A 25150-nucleotide genomic window follows, 5' to 3' on the forward strand; every position below is an offset into this window, starting at 1 on the left:
GCGTCGGGACGCCCGGCCCGGCGAGCTCGTCCAGGTACGGGCCAGGCGCCGCTGCCCGGTCGTCGGGGCGGTCCGCCGCACGTCGCGTCACTGGTCGTCCCGCTCACCGGCGACGGGCGCGGCCGCGAAGCGGGAGGCCGCGGCCCCTGCGAGCCGGTCGGCGGGCACGGGCCGTCCCGAGACGACGAGGAGCAGGTCGACGGCGTCCGCCTCCAGGTCCTCGCCGGCACCCCACGTCCGCCCGCTGCCCCGGTCGACCAGCCGGACGCCCGCGACGCGCTCGCGTCCGCCACCGAGGGAGACGCGCGTGCGGAGCTGGTTCTCGAGCGCGAGGACGACCGCCCGGGCCGGGTAGGCGCCCGCGAGACCCAGCGGCCGGCGGACGTCCTCGCCGTGCACGACCGCCTCGACCAGCCGCGTCGCGAGCGGAGCCGGTGGGGTGCGCCGCAGGTCGGCGACCTGCCGCAGCGCTGCAACCGTGTCCTGCGGGTCCGTTCGCCTCTCCCGGGCGACGCCGGTCCGGTTCGCGCGGTCGAAGTCCCCACGGGCGGCCACCATGTCCCGCACGAAGGCCAGTCGCCCGGTGCGGGCCGTGTCGACCAGGTGCGCCAGGACGTCGTGGACGTCCCACCCGGGACACAGCGACGGGACCGCCCACTGCTCTTCGCGGAGCCCGGAGAGGTCGTCCGCGAGGCGCAGCCGCTCCTCACGGACGGTCTGCCAGACGTCTTCCGCCTGCGCGCGCATGGGCCTCCTCGCCACTACTGATCGAGCGCTCGACCGGACGGAGCTGGCCTCGAAAACCGTACGCATATACGGTTACGTGTGTACGCAAACCGGGAGAGGTAGGAGGCGAGCTCGTGGGTGTTGTTGACATCCTGCCTGCGCACCCGTTCACCGCGCGGGAGGCCAGGGATGCCGGGGTAACCGAGCACCGGCTGTACGCCCTGCTGAACGATGGCGTCCTGGAACGCATCGGCCACGGCCTGTATCAGCGGACCGACGCGGAGTACCCCGTCGACCTGGACCTTGCCCCAGCCGCGAAGCGCGCACCGCGCGCGACTCTGTGCCTGACGAGCGCGCTCGCGCACCACGGACTGACCGACACCATCCCGCACTGGATCGACCTGGCCCTACCGCGCGGCACCCGCAAGCCACGCGTTGAGAACGTCCGGTGGCACCTCTTCGACGTGGACACGTTCGACATAGGCCGGTCGACGATCCCCGTGCTGGGGACTCCGTTCTCCGTTGGGATCTATTCCCCGGAGCGGACGATCGTCGACTGCTTCCGACTCCGGGACGTGACCGGGTACGAGATCGCCATCGAGGCGCTACGGAACTGGCTACCCAGGAGAGGGTCGAACCCCGTCGCGCTCCTGAACATCGCCCAGCAGCTCCCGCGCGCTCAGACGCCCGTCCGTGACGCCCTGAACTACCTCTCATGAGAGCCACGCAGGTTTACGCCGCGCTGCAAAGAGAGGCGCGCGCACGGGGACGCCTCGCCCAAGAGGTCATGACGCTGTACGGGCTGGAACGGTTCCTGGCGCGCCTGGCGGAGACCGAGCACGCCGAGGACTTCGCCCTGAAAGGTGGGGTGCTGCTCGCCGCGTACCGGTTGCGCCGGCCGACCCGTGACATCGACATGCAGGCCCTGGACTTCCCACTCGACGAAGCGCACATGCGCACCGTGGTGCAGCGGGTGGCAGCGGTGACCAGCGCGGACGCCCTGGTCCTGGACAGCGACGCGGCGACCGTGAGGAGGATCCGCGACGAAGAGGAGTACGACGGGCTCCGGCTCACCGTCCCCGCTTGCTTGCCAGGAGCTGCGTGGGGTGCGGTGTGCTGGGTGACGGCGAATCGTTCCCGCTGATCGACGGGAGGTACCGGCGTTCGGGGTGTCACCGGTGCTTCAACAAGCGCAAGAAGCGCGACCGCGAGGAGCGGGGCATCGGGTTACCTCCCCCGCGCCCGGCCAGCCACCTGCAGGTGAACCGTCACATCGCGTGGTCCCAGGCCGACGACGACTACCTCCGTCAGCATCTGCCCGTCGACGAGGTTGAGGACATCGCCAAGGCGCTGGGGCGGTCGGTCAACGCGATCTACATCCGCCGTGCCGCGCTTGGGCCGGCGTCGATGCGTATCCGGCACCGCATCGCGCAGCCGTGGAGGATCGGTTGACCCCGCTCCGCCGACCTGCCTAAGGCACATCCAAGTACTTCGTTATACAGCGCCCCGGGGTTACGTCGGGCTGCCGCCAACGCTCAGTCAGACGTCGGACCCACCGTCCGGCTCATGTAATCGCGCATGACCGCCGCCATGAACGCGCGCTCGGACATGTGGGCGACCTGTGCTGCCGCAGCCAGGATGTCCACGGATAGCGCGTGTCGGCCCGTTAGCCGGCCTGAGACGTAGCCTGCGCTGCGGTCCAGAAGTCGGGCCACTGCGCGCATCGACACGGCGCGTTCCGACATCACTGCCAACACGGAGGCGCACAAGTCATTGTTGAGGTCGCTCATGGGCATCAGACGGACGTCGATCCGAACATCCGGCGCGTCACCTCGGCCAAGAATGCGACTTCGCCGACGTGAGCAACGGCTGCCGCCCCCTCGATGATGTCCATGGATAGCGCGTGCTTCCCGGTGAGTCTGCCCGAGACGTAGTTCACGCTGCGGTCTAGGTGTCGGGCCACCGCGCTCATCGACACGCCATGGTCGGACATCGAGGCTCGCACGGAGGCGCACATGTCTTCGTTGAGGCTCATGGGCCTCAGAGTGTCATCCCGACGCGGGTCGATGGTGTCGTCCGTCGGCGCGCCCCGCCCGACGCCATTCGTGCGGTAGCAGAAACGGGAGGTGTCGGGTGCGCTTGAGTGGCTGCGGGAGAACCGCTACCTGCTGACCGGGTGGTTCTGGATCGCGGCGACGGTGCCGACGCTGCTGTGGCTGAAGGACTCCGTGCTGTGGGTGGCGCTGATGAGCTTGTACGCCAACGCCGCCACCGGGTTCGCGGCCAACGAGGCACGGCGAGCCCGGAAGAACGCCGAGCCGGTGGCACCTGCCGAGCAGTAGGGCCGGCGCTGAGCGAACGAAGCGGTCACCCGCGCCGTGATGGCTCAACCCGAGGTTGTGGCGTGCCGACACCTACGGCATGACGACATCGAGCGGCGGAGCTGCCGACGGGTGGGCCAGCGGACCATCGGTGCCCCCGGGGACTGAGCACATCGCCATCGAGCTCGGCGCCGCCCGTGAGCGCGTGGAGTGGTTGGCCGTTCAGAACCGGAAGCTCGAGGACGACGCGCGCGAGTACCAGGGCGCGGCGGAGCGGTACTTCACGATCACGACGAACATGCACACCAGCCTGGTGGCCTGGCGGATGGCGGCACTGGTTGGGCTGGCGATGGCGGGGCTGTTCGGGACGCTCGTGTTCATGCTCATGAGCCGCCCGCCCGCGTGACGCGGCGGTGTCTGGCAAAGGTGGGTCCCGCCGGCCGGCGCAGGTAGCGTCTCGCCCCATGACGCACGACACGGGCGGGTAGTCACCGTCTCCGGGCCCGACCAGCAGCGTCGTAGCTCGCTGCGCGCCTCCAGCGCCGAGGTCGATCGTCTTGGGCATGAGCTACCTGGCTACCGCTTCGTCTCCCCTGACACCCCTGCCGGCGTCGCTGCGCGCAAGGCGCTCACGGAGGGGGCGCCTGGGTGACGCCCGGCTGTTGTCGGGGGCTGCTCAGGGTGGTGCGGCGCGCTGGCTGACGGACTCCGGCACCCCTACGGGCCGTGTGGGCGCCGCGGTGGCCGCGTACGTCGAGCAGGCCCAGGTTGTTGGCCAGACGCCAGTCCTGGTGCCGTACGCGGTGCCGAACCGTGACAACGGGTCGCACTCGGCCGGCGGGTACCCCACCAGCGGGTACATGGCCTGGACGGTGGAGATCGTCGAGGCGCTGCGGGGTTCGCGGGCCGTGGTGCTTCTCGAGCCTGATTCTGCTGCAGGCGACGCGGGCACCGGTCCCGCAGAACCGGTACGCCCTGCTGCGGACGGTGGCGTTGACGTACAAGGACGCTGGGGCTGAGGTGTACCTCGATGCAGGCTCGTCGAACTCGTTCGACTGGGGGCCGAACTCTCGCGCGGGCATCGCGGAGCGGCTGGTCGCCTCAGGCGTGCAGGAGGTCGCCGGGTTCTTCACCAACGTCGCGAACTTCCAGACGACGGCCGCCGAGGTGGCGTACGGCAACCGCGCGGGTGCACACGTTCGAGTTCCCGCTCAGGCTCGACATCTCCACCGGGACCCCATCTGGCCCTCGCCCCAGCGCGTGGACCTGCCCGCAATCCTGGGCGGGCATGTGACCGTCCTCGGGCACCCGCTGCCAACTGTCGTCGCGGAGAAGACCGTCACGGTCCTCCAGCGCGGAACGACGAGCACCCGGTGGCGCGACTACGTTGACGTTCGCGGCCTGTCCCGCACGTACCCGTTCCTGGCCGGTGACCTGCGTTCAGCAGCGCAAGCAGTCGCTGACCACCGGCAGGTCGAGCTCGGACCGCTCGCCGCCGTGACGGCCGGGTACGGCGACGTCGCCCAACCGAAGTGGTCCGCGTGGTTGCGGACCAACGACATGACTGACCTTGCCGAACCGGTCCTCAATGACCAACTCGCGGCCATCACCGCGTTCGTGGACCCCGTGTACGACGGGACCGTCAACCACGCCGCCGCGTGGAACCCTACGACCGGGATGTGGGAGCCGGGGGACGCCCAAGCCAGCGGGGAGTTCCGTCGATGGGCCGCGTCGCAGAAGTCGCACGGCGGCCCGAGTGGCAGGCGTGGCTCGCCCTTGGGGGCGTGAACCTTCCCTGACGGGGGCGTCGTTCGCCGTACGAACTGCTACCAGAACTGCTACCGCCGCCCGGCCGGCCACCCGCAGCCGCGACGACGAAGGGCCCGCCACCCACATCGCTGCAGGTCACGGGCCCTTCATCCGGCGGAGGATGGGGGATTCGAACCCCCGAGGGCGTTAACCCAACACGCTTTCCAAGCGTGCGCCATAGGCCACTAGGCGAATCCTCCTGGTGCTGCACGCTCCGCGTGAGCGGGCGTACTGCGGGTAGGAGTCTAGCCGAGGAACGTGCGAGCCCCGGACGCACCCTCACGGCTCGATGCGCACGTCCGCCCCCCGCAGCTGCGCCCGGAACCCGTCGCGCTGCACCGTCACCTCCCGCAGCACCAGGCCGTCCGGCACGCCCTCGATCTCGTGCTCGATCGTGACGAGCTCGCGCGCGAGCGCGCCGAACACGTCGGCGAGGAACGCCGGCCCGCCGATGTCGATCGTGCGCGGCTCGATGACGAGACGTCCCGCGCTCACCGTCACGGTCCCGGTCGCCTCGACGTCCAGCACCCGCCCGAGCCCTTCGAACGACCGGTGCACCGCCGCCTGGTCCGGGCTGCCCGCGACCGGACCGACGCGCACGTCCGACCCGATCTGCCCCGCGACCAGGGCGAACGGCACCGTCGCGTCCACCGTGAGCTGCCCGGCGACCAGCCCCGACGCACCGGTGCGCACGTCCGCGCCCGTGACGACGACGTCGCGCAGGGTGCCGTCGGGCGTCGCCAGGGTGTCGGCGTCCAGCGTGAGCCCGTCGAGCCACAGGTCACCGTCGGCGAGGTCACCGGGAGCCGGCTCCGCCGCGCTGCCGGCCCCCGACGGGTCGGCCGGCGGCGACGCGTCCGGCGCCGCCGAGGACGCCGACCTCGTCGCAGCGAGCACGGCGACGACCAGCAGCAGCGCCAGGACCAGCACCGCGATCCCGGCGCCGACCAGCCCGTCCCTCACCCGCTGCCGCTGCATGGTGGCAGTGTGTCCTGCCGCCGCCCGACGCACCCGGCGAGCCACCCGATGACTCCACGCACGTCCGCGGGTCTACCCCCGCACCACCACCAGCGAGGAGCGCGCCATGTCCTTCCAGGCCTATCTCGACGCGGTCGAGGAGAAGACCGGCCTCACACCGCGCCAGCTGCTCGAGCAGGCGCGCGAGCGCGGGTTCGACGCGTCCACCAAGGCGGGCCCGATCCTCGCGTGGCTCGCCGACGAGCACGGCCTGGGCCGGGGGCACGGCATGGCGATGGTGCACGTCATCACCAAGGGACCGACCATCTCCGGCAAGCACGTCGGCACCACGGGGGCGCACCGCGACGCATCGGACACGCTGTGGCTCGACGGTCGCGCGACGCGCCCGGCGGTGACGCACCTCTCCGCCACCGCCTCGTCCGTCACGGCCTAGGGTGCGGCGTGCCACGGACGGCCGTACGGTCGGTCGCGTGACGACAGGCGCGCAGCAGGTGCTCACCGACGGGTTCGGGAGGGTCGGCCCCGTGCTCCGGGCCGCCCTGGACGGCACCGACGCGGCAGCGCGGACGTGGCGCCCCGCACCGCGGGCCAACACGCTCGCGTGGCTCGCGTGGCACGTCGCCCGCGGGCAGGACTCCCAGGTCGCACCGCTGGCCGGCGTCGAGCAGCTGTGGACGGCGGACGGGTGGGCCGACCGGTTCGGCCTGCCGTTCGACCACGACGCCACGGGCTACGGGCAGTCACCCGACGAGGTCGCGCTCGTCGACGCGCCCGTCGACCTGCTGCTGGGGTACCTCGACGCCGTCACCGCGCAGACCCTGGCCTACCTGGAGCGCATCGAGGACGACGAGCTCGACACCGTCGTCGACACGTCGTGGGACCCGCCGGTGACGCTGGGCGTGCGGCTCGTCAGCATCCTCGACGACTGCGTCCAGCACGCGGGGCAGGCCGCCTACCTGCGCGGCCTGCTCCCCCAGGACGTCGCACCCGCCTGACCCCGACCCGCGTCGGTGGCCCCCGGTAGCGTGCCGGGGGTGACGGAGTACGAGGTCGACGTGCCGCTGTGGCAGGTGGAGAACGGGTCGTGGGTGTTCGCGGCGCTGCCGTTCCCCGTCGCGGACGAGGTGGACGAGCTCACGCGGGGCCGCCAGGGCGGGTTCGGCTCGGTGCGCGTCGAGGTGACGCTCGGCCCGACGACGTGGCGCACGTCGCTGTTCCCCGACAAGAGCCGCAAGACGTACGTGCTGCCCGTGAAGAAGGCCGTGCGCACCGCCGCGGACGTCGCCGCCGGCGACGTGGTGCACCTGCGACTACGGCTCGTCGACGTGTGACCTCAGGACGTGACGCGCCCCTTCGCGAAGTACGCCAGCGGTCCCACCCAGTTGACGAGCAGCGCGAGCCCCCACGCGAGCTTCGGCCCGTTCACCTGCGCGGCCGGCCGCTTGACCAGGTCGCGGTAGGCGGCCGCGGTGAGCGCCACCTGCGCGGCGCCGACCACGGCGACACCCACGCGCTGACCACGTCGCAGCTCACGCCACTTCTTCTTCGGATTCAGGGGCACGTCGGACCTCCGGGCTCGGGCGCGCGCGGCGCGTGGGTGCAGGGCCCCATCCTCCACCCGGTGCGCACGGGCCGCAGGGCCGCAGGTCCTCCCCGCCCCGCGACGCCGCGCGGTGCGTAACCTGACGGCATGGAGCTCACCCTGGGTCTCGACGAGGCCCTCACGCTGGCCCGCGCGGCCGACGCCCTGCCCTCCGCCGTGACCGACGTCCGCGGGGAACCCCGCCTGGTGCGGGCGCAGGTCAAGGTCCACGAGCTGCCCGGGGTGCCCGGTGCCGTCCGCATGGCGACGCGGCTCGCCGGGCCGGTCGACGTGCGCGTCGAGGACCGCGGCGTGACGGGCCGCGCGTGGCGCGTGGCGATCGTCGCGTCGCACCCCGTCATGCGCATGGACCTCAGCGGGTTCGTCACCGAGGCCGTGCGGGGGCAGCTGGTGAAGCTGCCCCCGGGCGTCGCGACGGTCCACACGCAGGAGGGCGCCACGGTCGTCGAGGTCGACCTGGACCGTCTCGGCCCGCTCGTCGGCGAGGCGTTCCCCGCCGCGCGCGGCCTGCAGGTCCGCGTCGAGGACGTCGCGCTCGGTGATCGTCTGCACCTGACCGCCACCGTCGCCTGAGCGCCGCAGGCCTCCGACGTCCGGGCGTCCGACGTCCGGGCGTCGGGCTCCGGGCGTCAGGCTCCGGGCGCGCCGGCGAGCGAATGCAGGTGCCCCACGAGGATCTCCTGCGAGCCCTTCGCCAGGTACTCCCCCGCCCACCGCTCCTTGAGCTCCAGGCGCGTGCCGTCGTGCAGCTCGACGGTCGCCTGCACGGGCGACGAGCGGCGCACCGTCGCGGTGCGGACGTCTTCGTACGACACGAACCGGTGCACCTGCGCGAGCTGGTGCACGGGCGCGGACCGGACGACACCGATCAGGCGAGCCTTGCCGCCGTCGGTCTTCTTGGGGCAGGGCACGAGCACCAGGCCACGGTCCAGCACGACGACGTCGTGGTCCACGCCGTCGACGGCGACGTTGGCGAGACCGGCGAGCACCGACGCGCCGTGCGCGGTCGCGCGCTCGTGGACCTGGCCGACCGCCTGCGGTTCGACACCCAGGCCGGCGAGCCAGGCGCGGACGTGCTCGACACCCGCGGGCTGCGACGCGAGGTTCGCCCAGGCCGACAGCGCGGGCTCGTCACCCTCGCGGTCCCGCAGCGTGGCGGGGCCCGCCCAGTCGAGGTGCCACCGTGCGGCACCCGCGTTGACGAGCGCCGACGACAGGACGGGCTCGAGAGCGTCGGCCATGGGGTGCGGCACGTGCTCACCGGCCTCCTCGAACGCCGGGTGATCACGGTCGATCCCCAGCTCACGAGCGAGGTCGTCACCGCGGCCCTGGGCCACGAGGTCGAGCACGGTCCCGAGCGTCGCCCGCTGGACGCCGGCGAGCCGTGCGGCGGCACGGTGGACGCTGTCCGCGTGGCGCTGCTGCGCCGCGGCGATCGCGGGCGGGACCAGCTCCTCCCAGGGGAGCCGCCTGCGGTCCTCGACGGCCAGCACCTCGTCGGCGAGGTGCGTCGCGAGGACGTCGAGCCGCGGGACGAGGACCGTCGCCGGCCGGGCGTCGGGCGTGTGCGGGACGTCGGGCAGGCGGTCCATCGTGACGATGCGCTCGCCGATGGGCGGGTGGCTGTCCCAGCGGCTGGCGTGCTCGGGGCGGGGCACGTCGCGCATGTCGCTCAGCTCCTGTGCACGCGCGGCCAGCAGGTGCCGGAAGCCGCCGTAGAACGCGTCGGACGTCGGCGCCAGACCGACCTCCCACCCGACCATGACGTAGCGCTCCAGGTAGAAGTCCCACGCGGCGTCGAGCACCGGCACCTCGCGCAGCGCCGACTGCGCGGTCGCACGGCCCACCGCAGCGACGGACTTGGCGTCGGCCGCCAGCTCCTGCCGGCGACTGGTGGCCGCGGAGACCAGCAGGTAGAGCTTGCCGTACTGCCGCAGGAGCCAGCCGACCGGCGATCCCGAGAGCTGGGCGAGGGTGGCGCCGATCGCGGCGCGGCCACGGTGGACCACGACGGACAGGCGTGTGTCGTCGTGCGAGTAGTGGCCCAGCTCGTGGGCCAGGACCGAGCGCAGCTGCGCGACGCTCAGGCCGTGCAGCAGCGGCACGCCGAGCACCATGCGCCGCGTCCCGCCGACGAGCCCCAGGAGCCGCGCGTCCTCCATGACGCCGGCGTTGACGTCCGGTGCGAGCCGGATCTCGTCGGGGGCGCGGGTCCCGGTCAGGACCGCGAGCTCGTCGACCATCGCCCACAGCTCGGGTGCCTCGGCGCGCAGCAGCACCGGACCCGACGGAGGCTCGGGCCGGGCGCGGGCGACCTTCCACAGCGCGACGACGACGCCGACGACGGCCGCGATGGTGACGAAGCCGAGCTTGCCGGCCAACGGCCCGGTGCCGGACCGGAACGCGAGCACCGTCAGTGCACCGAGACCGGCGATGACGAGGAGCGCGGTGACGTAGAACCCTGCCAAGGTCAGAACCGCGATGACGGCGCGCAGCCTGGTGCTCATGGGTGCCTCCTGGACTCCCCTGGGGGCCGCCCGCGCGTCCCGTCCGGCGGGAGCGTAGCGGCGCCGGGCCGCTCCCCGTGGGCGAACGGGCGCCGAATCTGCGGGCGGTCGCCGGCACCGGCGACCGCTGCGGTGCGCGCCGTGGCGGGCCCTCCGTGAATCCGTGCAGGTCCGTGCGGCTGAACCCTCGCGCAGTCGGGATCCCTGCGGCTACGCTGAGGAGGTAGTCGCAGTGCGCTTTGTTTGTCCCGTTCTCCGGAGCGGACGACGACCACCGTGATTCACCGGTCCCGGTCGTCGGGTCCGTAGTAACCGCATGAGGAGAATGACGTGCCCACTGGCATCGTGAAGTGGTTCAACGCTGAGAAGGGCTTCGGCTTCATCGCCCCCGAGGACGGCGGCCCGGACGTCTTCGTCCACTACTCGGCCATCCAGACGCAGGGCTACCGCTCGCTCGAGGAGAACCAGCGCGTGCAGTTCGACGTGCAGGCCGGCCCCAAGGGCCCGCAGGCCTCGAACGTCGCACCTGCCTGAGCGACAGCTCACCGAGCCCACGGGCTCACCGAAGGGCGTCCCGACCACTGGTCGGGGCGCCCTTCGCCTTTCCCGTCCGGGGGCACCGCCAGGCACGTGGGTTGCGTGCCTACCTAGTCAACCTTACTGTCTAGCCATGGCACGACGCACCGCACCTCCGGCCCCCGGCACCGGCGACGACGTCGCGACCGGTGCCGACTGGCCCGGTGAGTGGCTGCGCGGCGTCCTGTCGCTGTGCGCGCTGCGCGTGCTGGCCGACGGCCCGACGTACGGCTACGACATCGCCCAGCGCCTGGCCGCCGCCGGGCTCGGCGAGATCAAGGGCGGCACCCTCTACCCCCTGCTCGGTCGCCTGCACGCCGCCGGGCTGCTCGACGAGGAGTGGCGCCCGGGCGACGGGGGCCCGGGGCGCAAGTACTACGCGCTCACCGACGCCGGCCGCACCCACCTGCGAGACGAGAGCGCGCGCTGGTCGCGCTTCGCCGACCTGACCCAGACGTTCGTCACGACCCCGGAGGCCGTCCGATGAGCACCAGACCTGCCGACCTGGCCCCGCACGTGGACAGGACGTGGGCCGACGCGTTCGTCATCGAGCTGCGCCTGCGCGACGTCCCCGGCGACACGATCGGCGACCTGTTGGCTGAGGTCGAGTCGCACGTCCTGGACTCCGGCGCCCCCGCGCACGAGGCATTCGGCGACCCGAAGCAGTACGCCGCGCAGATCGCGGAGACCACCGCCCGGCCCGAGGCCGACGACCGCCGCGGCGACCTGCCGATCTGGATGGGCTGCGCCGCGATGATCGTCGCGATCGACAGCGCCTTCGGGTGGTGGCGCGACGGGACGTACGCACTGACCGGCAGCACGGTGGTGCTCGTCCTGGGGATGGTCGCGATCCTCGTCGTGGTCGAGCGGTACGGCACATCGATGCTGCGGTTCGTCCTGGGCGCTGCGCCGTGGAAGGCGGGCCTGCTGACCGTCGCGGCCATGGCTCCACTGGTCGGGCTGGGGGTCCTCGGGCGGTCGTGGCACATCGCCGTGCTGCCCGCCGCGCCCGTCACTCTCGGTGCACTCGCGGTGCTGGCCGCCTCGACGCTGTTCTGGCTGTGGCTCCCCCGGTCGTTGGACCCGCTGCTCGCGCCGGGCGCCGACCGCGCGGCGGCTGACGAGGGCGCGCGCCGCGAGTACCGGCGGTTCGCGCTGCGCCTCGCGGCGCTGCAGGGCGGCTACGTGGCAGCCGTCCTCCTCATCGTGTTCCTCGTCCTGCGCCGCACCACCTGACCCCCATGGACGTCACGAACCCGGAGGCCACGCGATGAGCATCGAACCCGCCGACCTGGCCCCGCACGTGGAGACCACGTGGGCCGACGACTTCGTCGTCGAGCTGCGGCTGCGCGACGTCCCCGGCGACGTGATCGGCGACCTGCTGACGGAGGTCGAGTCGCACGTCGTCGACTCCGGCACCCCCGCGCACGAGGCCTTCGGCGACCCGACGCAGTACGCCGCGCAGATCGCCGAGACGGCCGCCAGACCGGATCCGGACGCCCCGGGGGAGCTGGTGCCGATCGCGATCGGGGCGGCCGCGATGGTCGTGGCGGTCGGCGGCGTCGTCGAGTGGTGGCAGGACGGGACGTTCGAGCGGACCGGCGGCACGGTTGCGCTCGTCCTGGGGGTGCTCCTGGCGCCCTTCGTGATCGCGCGGTTCTTCGCACCCCTGGTGCGGTTCGTGCTCACCGCCCCCTGGTGGAAGAGCTGGTTGCTGGCCATGGCGGCCCTGGTCCCCATGGTCGGCCTGGCCGTCCTCGCTCGCCCGTGGCACATCGGCACGCTCCCGGCGCCGCCCGTCGCCGTCGGCGCGCTCGTGCTGCTCGCCGTCGCGATCGTCCTCGAGCTGCGCCACCCCTCCCCCGTCGACCCGCTGCTGGCACCCGGGGCCGACCGTGCGACGGCCGACGAGGCCGCCCGTCGCGACGCCCGGAGGACGACGCTGCTCGTCTGGGCGACCCAGGTCGGCTGGGTCGCCGCCGCCGCGGCGACGGGCATCCTGATCAACCGCCTGGCCGGCTGACGGCCGCCACCCCCAAGAGCTCGGCCGCCAACCCCACCGCTGACGTCATCACCCAGCCCGGAGGCTCCCATGAACAACGAACCCGCCACCTTCGCCCCGCACGTCGAGCCGGCCTGGCGCGACGCGTTCGTCATGGAGCTGCGTCTGCACGACGTGCCGGGTCCGTCGATCGGCGAGGCGCTCGGTGAGGTCGAGGCCTACTGCGCGGACGCGGGCGAGGACGCCCTCAGCGCGTTCGGCGATCCTGCCGCGTACGCCCGCAGCCTCGCGCAGGTGCTGCCGACCCGCCGCCGCACCACCGTGCGCGACGGTGCCGCGGTCGTCGCGCAGACCGCCGGCGTCATGGGGGTCGTGTGGACGGTCCCCCCGTGGCTGCACGGCGAGGACCTGGTGGCCTCGCGCGGTGCGGCGACCACCATCGCGCTCGTCCTGGTGCTGACGGTCGTGCTGTGCCTGGCGCCCACGAGGATCCTGGGCTGGTTCATGCGCGCGCGGTGGTGGCAGGCGGCGCTCGCGGGCGGCGGAGCAGCGGCCACGCTCGCGGCCGTCGGCGCGCTCGTCCCGGACGCGCCGCTGACGGCACCGGCGACGCCCCTCGTCCTGGTCAGCGTGCTGCTCATGGTCGCCGGGGCGGTCGCGCTGCACGTCGGCGGCGCGACCACCGACCTCGTCCGCGACCCGGCCGAGCGCGACAGCCCGCCGACGCGACGGATGCGGCTCACGTCGATCGCGCTGAGCGCGGCGCTCCCCGTGGTGGCGCTGCTCGTCGCCGGCGCCCTCGCCCTGCTGCCCCGCTGACGGACCGTCCCACCGGGACCCCGAGGCGGCCCGCCCACCGAATCGACGACGGCCGGCCGGTCAGCGGCTCCAGCGCCGCACGACCGCGCCCAGGCCGACCGCGAACGTCACGCCCGCGACCGCCAGGTACGGGCCGTAGAAGCGCCGCAGCACCGGGGCCGCGGCACCGGCAGCCGCTCCGACCACGGCACCGACCGCGAGCGAGCGCGCACCCCGTGCCCCGAGCGCGTGCGCGGCCAGGGGCAGGGCGGGCACGTGCGCCGCGCCCGCCTCGGCTGCGTAGACCTTGACCGGCACGCCGTTGAGCGCCTGCCGCCAGATGCCACGGGCACCGGCCGCCGCGAGGTCGGCCGCGGCCCGCGAGCGCATCGCCGGTGTGGTCAGCGGCGCGGGCGGTCGATCGCCGTGGGCCGTCAGCGCCCGCGTGACCAGGACGCCCGCGACCGAGCCGGCCGCGAGGAACGCTGCAGCCGGCACGACGCGGCGCGGGTGGGCGGCGGCGACGAGGACGAGGTACATCTCGGACGTGACGGGCAGGCTCACGGCCTCCGCGAACCCCCAGCCGAACGCGCCCGCCATGCCGGCAGGCCCGGACATGTGGTTGCGCAGCACCCGCCAGATGCGCGACCGCGACGGCACCGGGGGGCCGGCCGCCAGCATCCCCTCGATCTGCGCCACGAGCGGGGTCATGTCCGTCAGCTCGTGCGGGTTCAGCGGGTGACCGACCCGCACCTCGACGGGGCCCGGCGTCAACCGGCCCTTCTTGGCGAGCAGCTCGCGCGTGCCGACGACGGCCACGGGCAGGATCGGCACGTCGAACTCCTGCGCGATGCGCAGCGCGCCGCTGCGGAACCGGCCCAGGCGGCCGTCGGTCGAGCGGGTGCCCTCGGGGAACACCAGGAGGCTCGACCCGCCGCCGAGCACCTGCGTGGCACCCTCGATGAGGGACTCGTACCCGCCCCCGCCGTGGCGCCGCACCGGCACGGCCCCGATGGCGACCTTGAGGAGCCGAGCCTTCCAGGGGTCGTCGAACCAGTAGTCCCCCGCGGCGACGACCACCGGCTTGTACGGCGCGGGGAACGCCGCGATGAGCGCCGGGGTGTCGGCGTGCGACTGGTGGTTGGCGACGACGACCATCGCCTCGTACGGCGCCGACCCGACGACGCGGAACCCGCCGACGAGGTGGAACACGTTGCGCCACACCACGTGCCGCACGGCACCGGCCAGGTTGAAGCCGGGAGGCATCCCGACGCGTCGGCGCAGCCGGAGGAACGTCTCCGCCGAGGCGTGGGCGTACGGGTGACGGTCGCCGGGCTGCGCGTCGTCGCTCATGCCAGCACCCACGCCAGCGGCAGCACGAAGAGCAGCGAGTCCACCCGGTCGAGCAGCCCGCCGAACCCCGGCAGCCACGTCCCCGCGTCCTTGACGCCCGCCCGCCGTTTCACCATGGACTCCACCAGGTCACCTCCCACACCGCCGAGGACCACCGCCACCACCAGCCCGGCCGAGAACGCACCGAGGACCAGCAGCACGATCGTGCCACCCACGGCGGCACCCACCAGACCACCGACCGTCTTGTTGGGGCTCAGCGGCGACAGCGACCGGCGCGCCCACGCGAACCTCTTGAGGCCCTGCCCGCCGCACCACGCGGCGACGTCGGTCGCGGCCGCCGCGAAGCACAGCAGGAACGCGTCGGACCCGACGAGCACGAGGTGCGCGAGCGACCAGCACAGCCAGATCGACCCGAACGCAGCTCCGGTCGCCCGCTCGACGCCGCGGTCGAGGTCACCGGAGAGCACCGCGGGGACGGCGCACAGCAGCGCGACGAGCGGCACGAGCGCGAGCAGGTCGGGAGCGAGCCACGCCGCCACCGGGTAGGCGACGGCCAGGACCAGCAGGATCACGGTCTCGGGGCGCGGCAGGCCCGTCATGCGGGAGAACTCGCGGACCGCCTGCAGGGCGAGCAGCGCCGCCAGCAACGTCGTCGGCCCGGGGCCCAGCCACAGGGGGATGCCGATGACGGGCAGGATCAGCGCCCACGTCGTCCACCGCCGCCGCAGCTCGGGCTTGCCCGAGGCGAGCACCGGCACCGCGGCGACCGCGAGGATCGCCGCCGTGAGGAGGAAGAGGAAGACGGCCCGCCCGTCCAGGTCGATGTGCCATCCGCCCAGCCGCACGTCCAGGGCGTACGCCGTGCGGTCCAGGCCCGTCCACGCCGCGAGCGGGTCGAGGACCCCGGGGCGCTGCGACGGGTCGAGGGTCACGCGGCGCCCTCGGCAGCGCCCGCAGCGGCCACGGCGGGCGCGGACCTCGACGCGAGCACCCGGTGCACGCGCCGCGCACGCACCACGCCCGTCAGCACCGACCCCACGACGACGACGACGGCCACGCCGGGCAGCAGCGTCGGGACGGCCGTCGCGAGCACCGCGAACGCGCAGCGCTCGGTCTTGCCGAACGGGCCGCCGTTCAGCCGCGGCGCGCCCGCCCCGGCCCCCGCGAGCGACGCGAACGTCGGCAGGGTCGCCGCCGTGGCGGCGAGCAGCACCCACGTCAGGGGCGTCAGACCGGCCACCGCGTCACCGCCGGTGCGCACCGCGAGGACCGCCAGGCCCGCGAACATCAGCAGGTCCGACAGGCGGTCGCCCAGCTCGTTGAGGACGAAGCCCCAGGGCCGTGCGACGCCGCGCGCCCGGGCGACGGCTCCGTCGAGGTTGGCGCCCGCGAGGCGCACCGCGAGCAGCACGAGAGCCGCCGGCCACCAGCCCAGGGCGATCGCGACGCCCGCGAGCGCTGCACCCGCGACACCCACGGCCGTGAACAGGTCGGGTGAGGTCCCCCGCGCCACCGCACCGTCGACGAAGCGGCGCAGCCGCCGGGTGTACCAGGGCTTGAGCGCATACAGCGACGGCATGCGGGCGACTGTACCGACAGGACCACCGCCAGGACCGGCAACCGGCACCCCGTAAGCCAGGTGCCCCGAGCGGCGGGTTCGGGCGGGTGGACGGGTGACGTGTGTGACGTGTGACGGACGATCCCTGGGTGGCACGCCCGCACCCTCTACACTCGGCCCGTGATCTTCAAGGCCGTGGGCGAGGGGCGCCCCTACCCCGACCACGGGCTGACCACGCCCGCGCAGTGGGCGGACGTCCCCCCGCGCCAGGTCCGGCTCGACGTCCTCGTCACGACCAAGCGGACGCTCGACCTCGAGGCGCTGCTGGCCGAGGACTCGACGTTCTACGGTGACCTGTTCGCGCACGTGGTGGAGTACAAGGGGATCATGTACCTGGAGGACGGACTGCACCGTGCCGTGCGGGCGGCCCTGCACCAGCGCGCACTGCTGCACGCACGGGTCCTGGTGCTGACGTGATCGCGGCGCGCCGCAGGCGGGGGAAGGGCAGGACCTCGTGAGCGACCACGACCGGGCGCGCGAGCTGCGTCGCCGGCACATGCACGAGCGGCAGGCCGTGGTCTTCGGCGTGCTGCTCGCCTGCCTCGCGGTGGCCGGCCTCGGCGCTGCAGCCCTGTACACGGACAGCATGTCGCTGCCCTTCCTCGAGCGGGAGTTCTCGGTGAAGCCGACGGTGGTCGCCGGGGCTGTCGACACGTACTGCCCGCCCGAGGGTGCGCTGCCGGTCCCCGCCGACCAGATCACGGTCGACGTCTTCAACGGTGCCAACCTCGGCGGACTCGCGGGACGGACGGCCACGGACCTCAAGGAGCGCGGCTTCGTCATCGGTGTCACCGAGAACGCGCGGGTACAGTTCAGCGGTGTCGCGCGCATCATCTACGGTGCGGCGGGGAGCGCGGCGGCGTACACCCTGAAGGCCCACCTGCCCGAGGCGGTCCTGCAGAACGACCCCCGCACGGACGCACTGGTGGACCTGATCGTGGGCAAGGAGTACACCACCCTGCTGCCCCTCGAGGAGGTCGTGCTCGACCCGGCCGTGCCCCTCGTCGGACCGGAGGGGTGCATGCCGTTCGCGGAGATGACGGCGCCCCCGGAGGACGCTGCGGGCACCGAGGAGCAGCAGCCCGAGGGCTGAGCCCGCCCCGCGCGGGCTGAGCCGGCCCCGCGGGTCGGTCAGCTCGTCACCGGTCGGTCAGCTCATCACGGTCGGCTCGTCCCCGCTCGATCTCGTCGCCTCCGGGGACGGACGCCGGGGTCGCCGGCTCCTCGTGCGTCCCACGCCACCGCGCGACACCCCGCATGAGGTGGTAGAGGCCGATCGCGGCCGCCGTGCCGATCGCGATGCCCTCGAACTTCAGCTCACCGACGTCCCAGGTGAAGTTCGCGACGCCGACGATGAGCGCGACCGCCGCCGGCATGAGGTTCACCGGAGCGGAGAAGTCCACCCGGTTCTGCACCCAGATCCGTGCGCCGAGCAGCCCGATCATGCCGTAGAGGACGGCCGCGGCACCGCCGAGCACGCCGGGCGGGATGGTCGCGACGAGAGCCCCGAACTTGGGGGACAGCGCCAGCACCAGGGCGGTCGCGGCCGCCACCCAGTACGCGGCGGTGGAGTACACGCGGGAGGCGGCCATGACGCCGATGTTCTCGGCGTACGTGGTCGTGCCCGACCCGCCACCGGTGCCGGCGAGCGTGGTGGCCAGGCCGTCGGCCATGAGGGCGCGACCGACCAGGGGGTCGAGGTCCCTGTCGGTCATGGCGGCGACCGACTTCACGTGCCCCACGTTCTCCGCGACGAGCACGAGCACCACCGGCAGGAACAGCCCGAGCACACCGACCTCGAACGTCGGCGCGACGAACGGCGGGAGCCCGACCCAGGCGGCCTCACGGACCACGTCGAGGTCGACCTCGCCCCGCAGCAGAGCGACGCCGTACCCGACGAGCACGCCGACGAGGATCGACAGGCGTCCGAGCAGGCCCCGGAACAGCACGGTGACCAGGACGATCGCGAGCAGCGTCGCCGTCGCGGTGACGGGCGCGGCACGGAACCCCGAGCAGACGCCCGCGTCGTCGCAGGACCCCCACGCCGCCGGCGCGAGGTTGAAGCCGATGAGCGCGACGATCGTGCCCGTCACGACCGGGGGCATGAGCACGTCGATCCAGCGCGTGCCCGCCAGGTGCGCCACGAGCCCCACGACGAACAGCGCGAGACCCGTGACGAGGATGCCGCCGACGGCGACCGACTGGCCGCCGCTCGCCGTGGCCGCCACGACCGGGGCGATGAACGCGAAGCTCGAGCCGAGGTAGCTGGGCAGCCGGTTGCGCGTCACGAGCAGGAACAGCGCCGTGCCCAGCGCGGAGAAGAACAGCGTCGTCTGCGGGGAGAAGTCCGTCAGGAGGGGCACGAGGAACGTCGCGCCGAACATCGCGACGACGTGCTGCATGCCGATGCCGATGGTGCGCCCCCAGGAGAGGCGCTCGTCGGGAGCCACCACCTCACCAGGTCGAACGGTCCGTCCGTCGCCGTGCACGGTCCAGCCCCAGCCGCTCATGTCTGCTCCTCGCGTTGCGTGGTCCTCGCCCGCTCGCGAGGGTAGCGAGCGCGGACCGGTGGCGTCAGGGACGGACGTCCGGTGCACGCCGCCCGCCTCACGAACGACGCGTTTCTCACACCCCCGCCGTGGCTGACGCACGTGGCGGACGCGGCACCGCCGCCGAGCCCGAGGGTTCGCGGCATTCCTCCCGGATCGTCCCTCGCCCGCCCGTCGTCGCGTAACCTGGCGCGGCATCGTCACACCGAGGTAGGGGGCACCCATGTCCGCACCGTCAGGGGCGTCACCTCGCACCGCGCCCGGACGGTTCGCCTGGGCGGTGCCGCCACAGGCGTGGCGCACCCCGCTCGTGTGGCTCGCGTTCATCCTCGCCCACGCGTGGGTCGCCCACGTGGGGCTCGTGGTGTGGGACTGGACGCTCGGCGACCTCGGGATGTACCGCTGGTGGGCGTACATGGCGTTCATCGACGGCCACTGGCCGGTCCTCGACTACGAGTGGGTCTACCCCGCGGGCGCGATCGTGCCCATGCTGGTCGCGGGGTTCGCCGGGCTGGCCGACGGCGGTCAGTACCCGCTCGCGTGGCTGGCGCTCGTCTCGGTCCTCGACGCCGTGGCGGTCGCGCTGCTGCTGCGCCGCCCGCACGGGCGGGTCGCGGCGCTGTGGTTCGTCGCGTTCATCGCCCTGCTGGGCCCGGCGGGCCTGGGACGCCTCGACGGGCTCGTCGCGCCGCTGACCGTCGTCGCCCTGCTCGTGGCGCTCTCCCGCCCGCGGCTCTCCGCGGCGCTGCTCACCGCGGGCGCCTGGATCAAGGTCGCCCCCGGGGCCGCGGTGCTCCCCCTGGTGCTCGCGGTCCGCCGGCCGGTGCGCGACGTCGTCGTGCCCGCCCTCGCCGTGTGCCTGGTCGTCGTCGGGACGGTCGTCGCGCGCGGGGGCGGGGCGAACCTGCTGTCCTTCGTCACCGCGCAGCGCCAGCGCGACCTGCAGATCGAGTCGATCCTCGGGACGCCCTTCATGGTCGCGGGCATCTGGTCCACCCAGGTGGTCCGGGCGTACGACGACCAGATCTTCACGTTCGAGATCAGCGCGCCGGGCGCCCGCGCCGTCGCCGACGCAGCCACACCCGCGCTGCTCGTCGCGGTACTCGCCGTCACCGTGCTGCTGTGGCGGGTGCGCCGCCGCGCGGGCGAGCAGTTCTGGACCGACACCGCGGTGCGCGCCGACTTCGTCGTCCGCGGTGCGTTCGCCCTCACGCTCGTGCTGCTCGTGATCAACAAGGTCGGCAGCCCGCAGTTCGTCGCGTGGCTCGCCCCCGCGACGGCCGTGGCCCTCGCGCTCGGCCTGCCCCGGTGGGGCGTGTCGGCGTGGGGCGTGCTCGCGGTCGCCGGTGCGACGCAGCTCGCCTACCCGTGGATGTACGACAACATCGTCGACGGCGTGCCCGGGCCGACGTTCCTCCTGGCGGGACGCAACCTCGCCGTGGTCGCCCTGCTCGTCGTCGCCGTCCGGCAGCTCGTGCGGCGACCGGCGCCCGCGGAGGACGCCGGGGCGGACGAGGGGGCGTCGGCGGCCGGTGAGGGACCGGCCGCCGACGCGTCAGGCGCCGTGCGCCGCGAGCCAGGCCAGCAGGTAGGCCCGGGAGCTGCCGTCGTCGATCGAGGTGTCGGGTAGCGCGACCGCGTCGTCCCACGCGGCCGCCGCCTCGTCCGGGCCGGCGAGCGCCCGGTACATCAGCAGGTAGTCGCCGAACATGACGTCCGGCCCTGCGGGCGTGGCCTCGTCGACGGCCGCGAGGATCGTGGCGGGCTCCACGTCCACCGCGAGGTAATCGGACACCGGGCCCATGGGGATGAGCAGGATGCCGAGCATCGCGCTGGGCTCGGCGCTGAACCACGTCGCCCAGTCCCGCTTGCCGCCCCAGTTGAGGGCGAAGACGCGGTGCTCGAACCCGTCCGTCACCGGGTGGTCCAGATCGGGGTCCGTCCAGTAGTCCCGCGCCGACGCGGCCTCCGTCGACGCGAGCCACGTGGCCTGCGTCAGCAGGTCGTCCTGCCCGGACGCCTGCGCCCACAGGCCGATGCCGTTCCACGCGTTGACGGCCTCCGACGCGGACTCCTGGTTGTTGCCGTCGGCGAACGGGGACGTGCCCGACGCCCACGCGTGGCCCGCGTACGGGTCGAACGTGCGCAGCTGGGGCAGCTCCTCGGACGGCTGGGCCGCGGCGATGTCGGCGGCGAGCGCGTCCATGACGGGGCGCACGTCGTCGACGAGGGCGGGGTCGTCCGCCCCGAGCAGACCCGCCGCGGACAGCAGGTAGCCGTAGTGGAAGTGGTGGTCGTTGAGCTCGTCGGACCCGAACGACGGCGTGCGGCCCATGACGGACCGTGCGGCGTCGTCGTACACGAAGCAGCGCGCGTCGCGCTCGTCGCAGCCCTCGGGCTCCGCCCACTCGCGCAGCGCGTCGGCGACGCGCGTGCGCAGCTCGGCCACCGTGTCGTCGGCACCGAGCTGCTCCCCGAGCACGACCAGCGTGGCGGCCCGGTACAGGTGCTTGCCGCCGAAGTACGTGTCCGACGCGAACGCCTCCGTGCCGGCGACGTCCTGCTCGAGCTGCGCGAGGACGGCGTCGCGGCGCGCGTCGTCGATGCCCTCGAGGTCGAGCGCACCCGCCGGGTGCAGCGTCGGCGCGTACGACGTGAGCGTCGACCCGGCGCACAGCTCCAGGTCCCCGTACACGCTGCGGTACGTGCCCAGGCCGCACCCGTCCCGCTCCGGCTGGGTGCCGGTGGTGTGGTGCCGCATGAGGACGTGCGCGCTCGGCGTCGCGCCGGCCGTGCGGTAGGTGAGCGTCGTGCGCGCCACGTCGTCGCCGACGCCGTAGGTGACGTCGACGCCCACGACGGGATCCACGGCCGCCGCGGCGAGCACCGCGGCGGCGTCGTCGGACGGGTCGTCGGGCAGCGCGTACCAGCCGGCCGTCGCACCGGCGGGCAAGGTCAGGGTGCCGCCGTCGAGGGCACCGTCGGAGGTCGCCAGACCCCACGTCGTACCCGCCACCTCAGCGGTGGCGACACCGTCCTCGAGCGCACCGAAGCCCTCACCGGCGGCGACCTCGACCTCGGTCGCCGCGGTGAACGACACGAACGGCGAGCCCGCCGCCACCGTGACGTCGCCGAGCGTGGCGCCCGCCGCGTCGAGCAGGCGCGTGGTGACCGCGACGGGGTCCGCCGCGACGACCTGCGCCGACGCCGCACCGACGTCGACGCTCACGGCCGGCACGTGCGGTCCGACGACCGCCTTGGCGCTCGTCACCGGGTCCGGCAGGCCGATCGTGAACCCGCTGGGCGTGAGCGCGAACGACAGCGGCAGCGGGAACACCGGCAGCAGCTCCTCGCCGAAGACGAGACCGGAGTACCAGCGGTTCGACGGCGGCGCGACGCCCTCGGCCAGGCGGACGGGGTCGAGCTTCGCGTCCGCCGCCTGCACGAGCGCACCCGTGAGGGCCGCGGCGTCGACGTCCGGGGGCGTCGCGTCGTCCGGCCCCACGACGGGCGCCGCGGGCGCACCCCCGTTCGAGCCCCCGGGGGCCGACGCGATCGTGCCGGTCGCCCACGGGCGCACCACGAGCAGCGCCACCACCACGAGCGCGGCGACGACGCCGGCGACGAGCGCCCAGCGTGTGCGGGCGGGGCCCGGCAGGGCCATCCGGTTCCCGGTCATCCGAGCACCCCCTCGACGTAGCTGCGGACCTTGCCGGCGAGTGTGGTCACGACGCCGTCGTTCGTCAGGGCGATCTGCACGACCACGGGCGTGCCGGCCGAGACCAGGCCGTTGTCGGCACCGGGGACGAGCTCGTCGCTGGCGACGCGTACGACGGCCTGCGCCTGCCCGTCGGTCGTGGTGACCTCGACCCGGTCGACCTTCCCGGCGAGGACGTCGTCGTTGGGCAGCGTGATGGTCACGTCGGCGCCGTCGGGCAGCCGCGCGTACTCCTTGGCGGTCAGCGTGTACTCGCCCTGCACGTACAGGGTGCCGTCGCGCTGCACGGTCGCGAGCGTCTGGGCGGAGGGCACGAAGGTGCCGCGCTTGGCCGCGAGCTGCGTGATGCGCCCGTCACCGCTCGCGAGCAGGACGAGGCGGCCCTGGTCGTCGAGCCGCGTGAACTCGGGCGGCTCGACGACCAGGCCGTTCGCGAGGTCGTACGTGAGGCCGGAGGAGTCGATGACGAACATCGGGTCGCCCTCCTTGACGACGTCGCCCACGTCGACGAGGTGGTCGGCGACCAGCCCGGCGTAGGGGCTGCCGACGGCGTAGCTCTCGGCGAGGATCTGGGCGGAGTCGCTGGTGGCGCGCCCCTTGGTCTCGTTGAGGTGGTAGGTCGCCAGGGAGGCGAGGACGAGCACGAGGATCGTGCCCGCGAGCAGGCGGATGCGGCTGGCCCAGGTCATGGGGTCACCTCTCGGTCAGCGGGGTGGGTCAGGGATGTCAGGGGTGTCAGCGGGATGCTGACGAGGCGCCGGCGCTGCTGCCGGGGTCGGTCGCGCCGACGGACTCGAGCTCGAGCAGCGCGGCGTCGTCCGCGAGGTCCGCGGCGGCACGCTCGTGGCTGGCCAGGGCCGCCCGGCGCGCACGCGCCTCGGCACGTCCCCGGCGTCCCTCACGCCAGGCCGTGACGATGAAGCCGGCGAGGATGACGGTGTTGGTCGCGTTCCACGCGAGCGCGAGCGTGAAGACGCCCGACGTGTACGTCTTCCACGCGGCCACGGCGGTCGTGATCAGCAGGAACTGGAAGACCAGCACCTGCGGCTGCATGAACGCGAACGGTGAGCGGTAGGCGCCCTTGCGCCCGGTGACGTGCCACGCCTGCTCGCGGCGGAAGACCGCGTTGAGCAGCGCCCGGACGTAGATCGGGAACGACACGGACGAGAGCAGGAGCACCTCCCACCGGAACGACCCGAGGGTGTAGAACGCCAGCAGGATCTGCATGACGTAGAACCCGGCGTAGTACAGCGCCCAGTTCAGGGGCGTCATCGTCAGGTTCATCGGCGACAGGTTGAAGTAGATCTCCAGCGGCGGCACGAGCAGCAGGAGAAGCGGCGCGATGCCCGTGAGGTAGTGCGTGGCCGTCACGAAGTACTGGATGCGCTGGTCCATCGTGAGCTTGCGCTTCCGGGACAGCGGGTTGTGGGTGAGCATGATCTCGAACCCGCCGGTCGCCCAGCGCAGCTGCTGCTTGGTGTACGCCTCGACGGTCTCCGGGGTGTCGCCGACCGCCAGGGTCGTCGGGATGTAGACCGTGCGCCAGCCGCGCTCGTGCAGCATGAGCGACGTCCACACGTCCTCGGACTTCGAGTCCGTGTAGATGCCGCCGATCGCGTCGACCGCCGCGCGGCGGTAGATGACGTTGGTCCCCACGCAGAAGGCCGCGTTGAACCGGTTACGTCCCGGCTGCACGTACCGGTAGAACACCGCCTGCATGTAGCCGGCGCCGCGGCTGATGACGTTGTCGTAGTTGCCGTACGTCTGCGGGGTCTGGACGAACGCGACGTCGTGCGTCGCGAAGAACGGCAGGGTCTCGTGCAGGAACGCCGGCTGCGGGACGAAGTCCGCGTCGAACACCGCGAAGTACTCACCCTTGGCGAGCGACATCGCGTGGTTGATGTTGCCGGCCTTGGCGCCGCCGCTCGACAGGCGGCGGACGTAGCGGGCGCCGAGCTCGGCGGCCAGGTCGCGGACGTCGTCCGAGCGGCCGTCGTCGAGGACCCACGTGTGGTGGCGGCCCTGGATGCGCAGGGCCGCGCTCACGGTCCGGCGGATGGTCTCGAGGTCCTCGCCGTACGTCGTGATGAAGACGTCAGGCGTGACGGGACGGTCCTCGAGGTAGATCTGCCAGCGCCAGGGCTCGTCCTCGGCGCCGTCACGGATGATCTCGGCGAGGTCGTACAGCCGCTCCTGCGCGTGGTGGAAGGCGAAGCCGCGCGGGTTCCAGCCCGCGGACAGCACGGTCCACATCGCCAGCAGCGCGTGCGTGACCAGGATGGTCTCCGCCACGATGACCAGCACGTACGGCAGGAAGTCACCCCGGTTGGCGGGGTTGAGCAGGAAGCCCGAATACATCACGATGCCCGCGGCCGCCAGGAGGACCAGCAGCGTGAGCGAGGGGCTCTGTGACGCCTCGTTCTCAGCCGATCGTGTGCTCTGCGGGCGGTGGCGCGTGTCGTCGGTGCGTCGTGGGTCGAGGATCAGTCGGTCGAATGTGGTGGCCACGGTCGCCCCCCAAGGTGCGTCGGCGTCGGCTCGACGGCAGCCCCCGGGCCGGGGACCGACGTCATGTTCACGACGGCCTCGTTG

The 25150-nt window shown here is 73.2% G+C and carries 32 protein-coding genes and 1 tRNA gene; 19 read left to right on the forward strand and 14 right to left on the reverse strand.

Going from position 1 to position 25150, the window contains the following annotated elements; genetic code table 11:
* Nucleotides 1–87 precede the first annotated feature (87 nt).
* Nucleotides 88–747: a maleylpyruvate isomerase family mycothiol-dependent enzyme gene (locus NP048_RS16300; protein WP_227575377.1), complete on the reverse strand. Its 660-nt coding sequence runs from the start codon at nt 745–747 to the stop codon at nt 88–90.
* 113 nt (nt 748–860) lie between these two features.
* On the opposite strand from NP048_RS16300, the gene NP048_RS16305 reads away from it, so the two are divergent.
* Genes NP048_RS16305 through NP048_RS16315 form a run of 3 tightly spaced genes read left to right on the forward strand, consistent with a single transcriptional unit; the run spans nt 861 to nt 2178 of the window.
* On the forward strand, nt 861–1445 hold the full coding sequence (locus NP048_RS16305) for a type IV toxin-antitoxin system AbiEi family antitoxin domain-containing protein (RefSeq protein ID WP_227575376.1): 585 nt from the start codon (nt 861–863) through the stop codon (nt 1443–1445).
* Nucleotides 1442–1870, forward strand: a complete 429-nt coding sequence (locus tag NP048_RS16310) for a nucleotidyl transferase AbiEii/AbiGii toxin family protein (RefSeq protein WP_227575375.1) — start codon at nt 1442–1444, stop codon at nt 1868–1870. Before NP048_RS16305 ends, NP048_RS16310 begins: the two co-directional genes overlap by 4 nt.
* Entirely contained in the window at nt 1840–2178 is a 339-nt protein-coding gene (locus tag NP048_RS16315; protein WP_227575374.1) for a hypothetical protein, read from the forward strand. Before NP048_RS16310 ends, NP048_RS16315 begins: the two co-directional genes overlap by 31 nt.
* A gap of 83 nt (nt 2179–2261) precedes the next feature.
* On the opposite strand, the gene NP048_RS16320 is transcribed toward NP048_RS16315, so the two are convergent.
* A complete protein-coding gene (locus NP048_RS16320) occupies nt 2262–2516 on the reverse strand; it encodes a hypothetical protein (RefSeq protein ID WP_227575373.1) in 255 nt (84 codons plus the stop codon).
* A 5-nt stretch (nt 2517–2521) separates the two neighbouring features.
* Nucleotides 2522–2761, reverse strand: coding sequence for a hypothetical protein (locus NP048_RS16325; protein ID WP_227575372.1), 240 nt, complete (start codon nt 2759–2761; stop codon nt 2522–2524).
* 91 nt (nt 2762–2852) lie between these two features.
* Here NP048_RS16325 and NP048_RS16330 point away from each other — a divergent pair, with 91 nt between their 5' ends.
* The 4 genes from NP048_RS16330 (at nt 2853) to NP048_RS16340 (ending at nt 4835) form a co-directional block, all read left to right on the forward strand.
* Complete coding sequence (locus tag NP048_RS16330; protein WP_227575371.1) at nt 2853–3068, forward strand: hypothetical protein; 216 nt, start codon at nt 2853–2855, stop codon at nt 3066–3068.
* Between the two features lie 79 nt (nt 3069–3147).
* On the forward strand, nt 3148–3453 hold the full coding sequence (locus tag NP048_RS16335) for a hypothetical protein (RefSeq protein WP_256769325.1): 306 nt from the start codon (nt 3148–3150) through the stop codon (nt 3451–3453).
* Nucleotides 3454–3610: 157 nt separating this feature from the next.
* A complete protein-coding gene (locus tag NP048_RS19410; protein WP_372456765.1) occupies nt 3611–4066 on the forward strand; it encodes a glycoside hydrolase family 6 protein in 456 nt (151 codons plus the stop codon).
* Nucleotides 4023–4835: a nucleotidyl transferase AbiEii/AbiGii toxin family protein gene (locus NP048_RS16340; RefSeq protein ID WP_489146104.1), complete on the forward strand. Its 813-nt coding sequence runs from the start codon at nt 4023–4025 to the stop codon at nt 4833–4835. The genes NP048_RS19410 and NP048_RS16340 overlap by 44 nt, the downstream gene beginning before the upstream one ends.
* 136 nt (nt 4836–4971) lie before the next feature.
* On the opposite strand, the gene NP048_RS16345 is transcribed toward NP048_RS16340, so the two are convergent.
* Nucleotides 4972–5056 (reverse strand) — tRNA-Ser (locus tag NP048_RS16345).
* 79 nt (nt 5057–5135) lie between these two features.
* A complete protein-coding gene (locus NP048_RS16350) occupies nt 5136–5834 on the reverse strand; it encodes a hypothetical protein (protein WP_227575369.1) in 699 nt (232 codons plus the stop codon).
* Between the two features lie 106 nt (nt 5835–5940).
* On the opposite strand from NP048_RS16350, the gene NP048_RS16355 reads away from it, so the two are divergent.
* Genes NP048_RS16355 through NP048_RS16365 form a run of 3 tightly spaced genes read left to right on the forward strand, consistent with a single transcriptional unit; the run spans nt 5941 to nt 7165 of the window.
* Nucleotides 5941–6267 (forward strand): DUF4287 domain-containing protein, encoded by a 327-nt coding sequence (locus NP048_RS16355; protein ID WP_227575368.1) that lies wholly within the window; start codon nt 5941–5943, stop codon nt 6265–6267.
* A gap of 37 nt (nt 6268–6304) precedes the next feature.
* Nucleotides 6305–6829: a mycothiol transferase gene (locus NP048_RS16360; RefSeq protein WP_284439707.1), complete on the forward strand. Its 525-nt coding sequence runs from the start codon at nt 6305–6307 to the stop codon at nt 6827–6829.
* A gap of 39 nt (nt 6830–6868) precedes the next feature.
* Nucleotides 6869–7165 (forward strand): DUF1905 domain-containing protein, encoded by a 297-nt coding sequence (locus NP048_RS16365; RefSeq protein ID WP_227575367.1) that lies wholly within the window; start codon nt 6869–6871, stop codon nt 7163–7165.
* Nucleotides 7166–7167: 2 nt separating this feature from the next.
* Here NP048_RS16365 and NP048_RS16370 read toward each other — a convergent pair whose 3' ends face one another.
* Nucleotides 7168–7395: a PLDc N-terminal domain-containing protein gene (locus NP048_RS16370; protein ID WP_227575366.1), complete on the reverse strand. Its 228-nt coding sequence runs from the start codon at nt 7393–7395 to the stop codon at nt 7168–7170.
* 129 nt (nt 7396–7524) lie between these two features.
* On the opposite strand from NP048_RS16370, the gene NP048_RS16375 reads away from it, so the two are divergent.
* A complete protein-coding gene (locus NP048_RS16375; protein ID WP_227575365.1) occupies nt 7525–8010 on the forward strand; it encodes a hypothetical protein in 486 nt (161 codons plus the stop codon).
* Nucleotides 8011–8066: 56 nt separating this feature from the next.
* Here the strand turns inward: NP048_RS16375 and NP048_RS16380 are convergent, their stop codons facing one another.
* Entirely contained in the window at nt 8067–9944 is a 1878-nt protein-coding gene (locus tag NP048_RS16380) for a M48 family metallopeptidase (RefSeq protein ID WP_227575364.1), read from the reverse strand.
* A 330-nt stretch (nt 9945–10274) separates the two neighbouring features.
* Between NP048_RS16380 and NP048_RS16385 the strand changes: the two genes are divergently transcribed.
* The 5 genes from NP048_RS16385 to NP048_RS16405 all read left to right on the forward strand — a co-directional run bounded on the left by NP048_RS16385 (nt 10275) and on the right by NP048_RS16405 (nt 13341).
* Nucleotides 10275–10478 carry a cold-shock protein gene (locus NP048_RS16385; RefSeq protein WP_089797961.1) on the forward strand — a complete coding sequence of 68 codons (204 nt, stop codon included), beginning with the start codon at nt 10275–10277 and terminating at the stop codon, nt 10476–10478.
* Between the two features lie 136 nt (nt 10479–10614).
* On the forward strand, nt 10615–11007 hold the full coding sequence (locus NP048_RS16390) for a PadR family transcriptional regulator (RefSeq protein ID WP_227575363.1): 393 nt from the start codon (nt 10615–10617) through the stop codon (nt 11005–11007).
* Nucleotides 11004–11756, forward strand: coding sequence for an HAAS signaling domain-containing protein (locus NP048_RS16395; protein ID WP_227575362.1), 753 nt, complete (start codon nt 11004–11006; stop codon nt 11754–11756). The genes NP048_RS16390 and NP048_RS16395 overlap by 4 nt, the downstream gene beginning before the upstream one ends.
* Before the next feature lie 34 nt (nt 11757–11790).
* The gene (locus tag NP048_RS16400; protein ID WP_227575361.1) at nt 11791–12543 is read left to right on the forward strand and encodes a hypothetical protein; all 753 of its coding nucleotides are present in this window, start codon (nt 11791–11793) and stop codon (nt 12541–12543) included.
* 69 nt (nt 12544–12612) lie between these two features.
* Nucleotides 12613–13341 carry a hypothetical protein gene (locus NP048_RS16405; protein WP_227575360.1) on the forward strand — a complete coding sequence of 243 codons (729 nt, stop codon included), beginning with the start codon at nt 12613–12615 and terminating at the stop codon, nt 13339–13341.
* A 60-nt stretch (nt 13342–13401) separates the two neighbouring features.
* Here the strand turns inward: NP048_RS16405 and NP048_RS16410 are convergent, their stop codons facing one another.
* The 3 genes from NP048_RS16410 to NP048_RS16420 are packed head-to-tail and all read right to left on the reverse strand — an operon-like array spanning nt 13402 to nt 16252.
* Nucleotides 13402–14673, reverse strand: a complete 1272-nt coding sequence (locus NP048_RS16410; protein ID WP_227575359.1) for a lysophospholipid acyltransferase family protein — start codon at nt 14671–14673, stop codon at nt 13402–13404.
* Nucleotides 14670–15605 carry a phosphatidate cytidylyltransferase gene (locus NP048_RS16415; RefSeq protein ID WP_227575358.1) on the reverse strand — a complete coding sequence of 312 codons (936 nt, stop codon included), beginning with the start codon at nt 15603–15605 and terminating at the stop codon, nt 14670–14672. The genes NP048_RS16410 and NP048_RS16415 overlap by 4 nt, the downstream gene beginning before the upstream one ends.
* On the reverse strand, nt 15602–16252 hold the full coding sequence (locus NP048_RS16420; RefSeq protein ID WP_227575357.1) for a CDP-alcohol phosphatidyltransferase family protein: 651 nt from the start codon (nt 16250–16252) through the stop codon (nt 15602–15604). The genes NP048_RS16415 and NP048_RS16420 overlap by 4 nt, the downstream gene beginning before the upstream one ends.
* Nucleotides 16253–16411: 159 nt before the next feature.
* Here NP048_RS16420 and NP048_RS16425 point away from each other — a divergent pair, with 159 nt between their 5' ends.
* Nucleotides 16412–16708 (forward strand): type II toxin-antitoxin system VapB family antitoxin, encoded by a 297-nt coding sequence (locus NP048_RS16425; RefSeq protein WP_227575356.1) that lies wholly within the window; start codon nt 16412–16414, stop codon nt 16706–16708.
* A gap of 37 nt (nt 16709–16745) precedes the next feature.
* Complete coding sequence (locus tag NP048_RS16430; protein ID WP_227575355.1) at nt 16746–17384, forward strand: LytR C-terminal domain-containing protein; 639 nt, start codon at nt 16746–16748, stop codon at nt 17382–17384.
* A gap of 46 nt (nt 17385–17430) precedes the next feature.
* Here NP048_RS16430 and NP048_RS16435 read toward each other — a convergent pair whose 3' ends face one another.
* On the reverse strand, nt 17431–18801 hold the full coding sequence (locus NP048_RS16435) for a uracil-xanthine permease family protein (RefSeq protein WP_227575354.1): 1371 nt from the start codon (nt 18799–18801) through the stop codon (nt 17431–17433).
* A gap of 262 nt (nt 18802–19063) precedes the next feature.
* Between NP048_RS16435 and NP048_RS16440 the strand changes: the two genes are divergently transcribed.
* Nucleotides 19064–20470, forward strand: coding sequence for a glycosyltransferase 87 family protein (locus NP048_RS16440; protein ID WP_227575353.1), 1407 nt, complete (start codon nt 19064–19066; stop codon nt 20468–20470).
* Here the strand turns inward: NP048_RS16440 and NP048_RS16445 are convergent.
* The 3 genes from NP048_RS16445 to NP048_RS16455 are packed head-to-tail and all read right to left on the reverse strand — an operon-like array spanning nt 20396 to nt 25066.
* Nucleotides 20396–22519: a glycosyl hydrolase gene (locus NP048_RS16445; RefSeq protein ID WP_227575352.1), complete on the reverse strand. Its 2124-nt coding sequence runs from the start codon at nt 22517–22519 to the stop codon at nt 20396–20398. The two genes, NP048_RS16440 and NP048_RS16445, sit on opposite strands and share 75 nt — an antisense overlap.
* The gene (locus tag NP048_RS16450) at nt 22516–23247 is read right to left on the reverse strand and encodes a biotin/lipoyl attachment domain-containing protein (protein ID WP_227575351.1); all 732 of its coding nucleotides are present in this window, start codon (nt 23245–23247) and stop codon (nt 22516–22518) included. Before NP048_RS16450 ends, NP048_RS16445 begins: the two co-directional genes overlap by 4 nt.
* Nucleotides 23248–23293: 46 nt before the next feature.
* Complete coding sequence (locus NP048_RS16455; protein ID WP_227575350.1) at nt 23294–25066, reverse strand: glycosyltransferase; 1773 nt, start codon at nt 25064–25066, stop codon at nt 23294–23296.
* Between the last annotated feature and the right edge of the window lie 84 nt (nt 25067–25150).

Origin of the sequence: Cellulomonas xiejunii, from assembly GCF_024508315.1 — a bacterium.
Classification (GTDB): Bacteria; Actinomycetota; Actinomycetes; order Actinomycetales; family Cellulomonadaceae; genus Cellulomonas; species Cellulomonas xiejunii.

Excerpts from the sequence above, each read along its gene's own strand:
- NP048_RS16350 (WP_227575369.1), bottom strand. The coding sequence starts at position 5,834 with ATGCAGCGGCAGCGGGTGAGGGACGGGCTGGTCGGCGCCGGGATCGCG.
- NP048_RS16325 (WP_227575372.1), bottom strand. The coding sequence starts at position 2,761 with ATGAGCCTCAACGAAGACATGTGCGCCTCCGTGCGAGCCTCGATGTCC.
- NP048_RS16300 (WP_227575377.1), bottom strand. The coding sequence starts at position 747 with ATGCGCGCGCAGGCGGAAGACGTCTGGCAGACCGTCCGTGAGGAGCGG.
- NP048_RS16410 (WP_227575359.1), bottom strand. The coding sequence starts at position 14,673 with ATGAGCGACGACGCGCAGCCCGGCGACCGTCACCCGTACGCCCACGCC.
- NP048_RS16310 (WP_227575375.1), top strand. The coding sequence starts at position 1,442 with ATGAGAGCCACGCAGGTTTACGCCGCGCTGCAAAGAGAGGCGCGCGCA.
- NP048_RS16380 (WP_227575364.1), bottom strand. The coding sequence starts at position 9,944 with ATGAGCACCAGGCTGCGCGCCGTCATCGCGGTTCTGACCTTGGCAGGG.
- NP048_RS16375 (WP_227575365.1), top strand. The coding sequence starts at position 7,525 with ATGGAGCTCACCCTGGGTCTCGACGAGGCCCTCACGCTGGCCCGCGCG.
- NP048_RS16450 (WP_227575351.1), bottom strand. The coding sequence starts at position 23,247 with ATGACCTGGGCCAGCCGCATCCGCCTGCTCGCGGGCACGATCCTCGTG.
- NP048_RS19410 (WP_372456765.1), top strand. The coding sequence starts at position 3,611 with ATGAGCTACCTGGCTACCGCTTCGTCTCCCCTGACACCCCTGCCGGCG.
- NP048_RS16355 (WP_227575368.1), top strand. The coding sequence starts at position 5,941 with ATGTCCTTCCAGGCCTATCTCGACGCGGTCGAGGAGAAGACCGGCCTC.
- NP048_RS16320 (WP_227575373.1), bottom strand. The coding sequence starts at position 2,516 with ATGAGCGACCTCAACAATGACTTGTGCGCCTCCGTGTTGGCAGTGATG.
- NP048_RS16420 (WP_227575357.1), bottom strand. The coding sequence starts at position 16,252 with ATGCCGTCGCTGTATGCGCTCAAGCCCTGGTACACCCGGCGGCTGCGC.
- NP048_RS16400 (WP_227575361.1), top strand. The coding sequence starts at position 11,791 with ATGAGCATCGAACCCGCCGACCTGGCCCCGCACGTGGAGACCACGTGG.
- NP048_RS16395 (WP_227575362.1), top strand. The coding sequence starts at position 11,004 with ATGAGCACCAGACCTGCCGACCTGGCCCCGCACGTGGACAGGACGTGG.
- NP048_RS16440 (WP_227575353.1), top strand. The coding sequence starts at position 19,064 with ATGTCCGCACCGTCAGGGGCGTCACCTCGCACCGCGCCCGGACGGTTC.
- NP048_RS16335 (WP_256769325.1), top strand. The coding sequence starts at position 3,148 with ATGACGACATCGAGCGGCGGAGCTGCCGACGGGTGGGCCAGCGGACCA.
- NP048_RS16445 (WP_227575352.1), bottom strand. The coding sequence starts at position 22,519 with ATGACCGGGAACCGGATGGCCCTGCCGGGCCCCGCCCGCACACGCTGG.
- NP048_RS16435 (WP_227575354.1), bottom strand. The coding sequence starts at position 18,801 with ATGAGCGGCTGGGGCTGGACCGTGCACGGCGACGGACGGACCGTTCGA.
- NP048_RS16405 (WP_227575360.1), top strand. The coding sequence starts at position 12,613 with ATGAACAACGAACCCGCCACCTTCGCCCCGCACGTCGAGCCGGCCTGG.
- NP048_RS16390 (WP_227575363.1), top strand. The coding sequence starts at position 10,615 with ATGGCACGACGCACCGCACCTCCGGCCCCCGGCACCGGCGACGACGTC.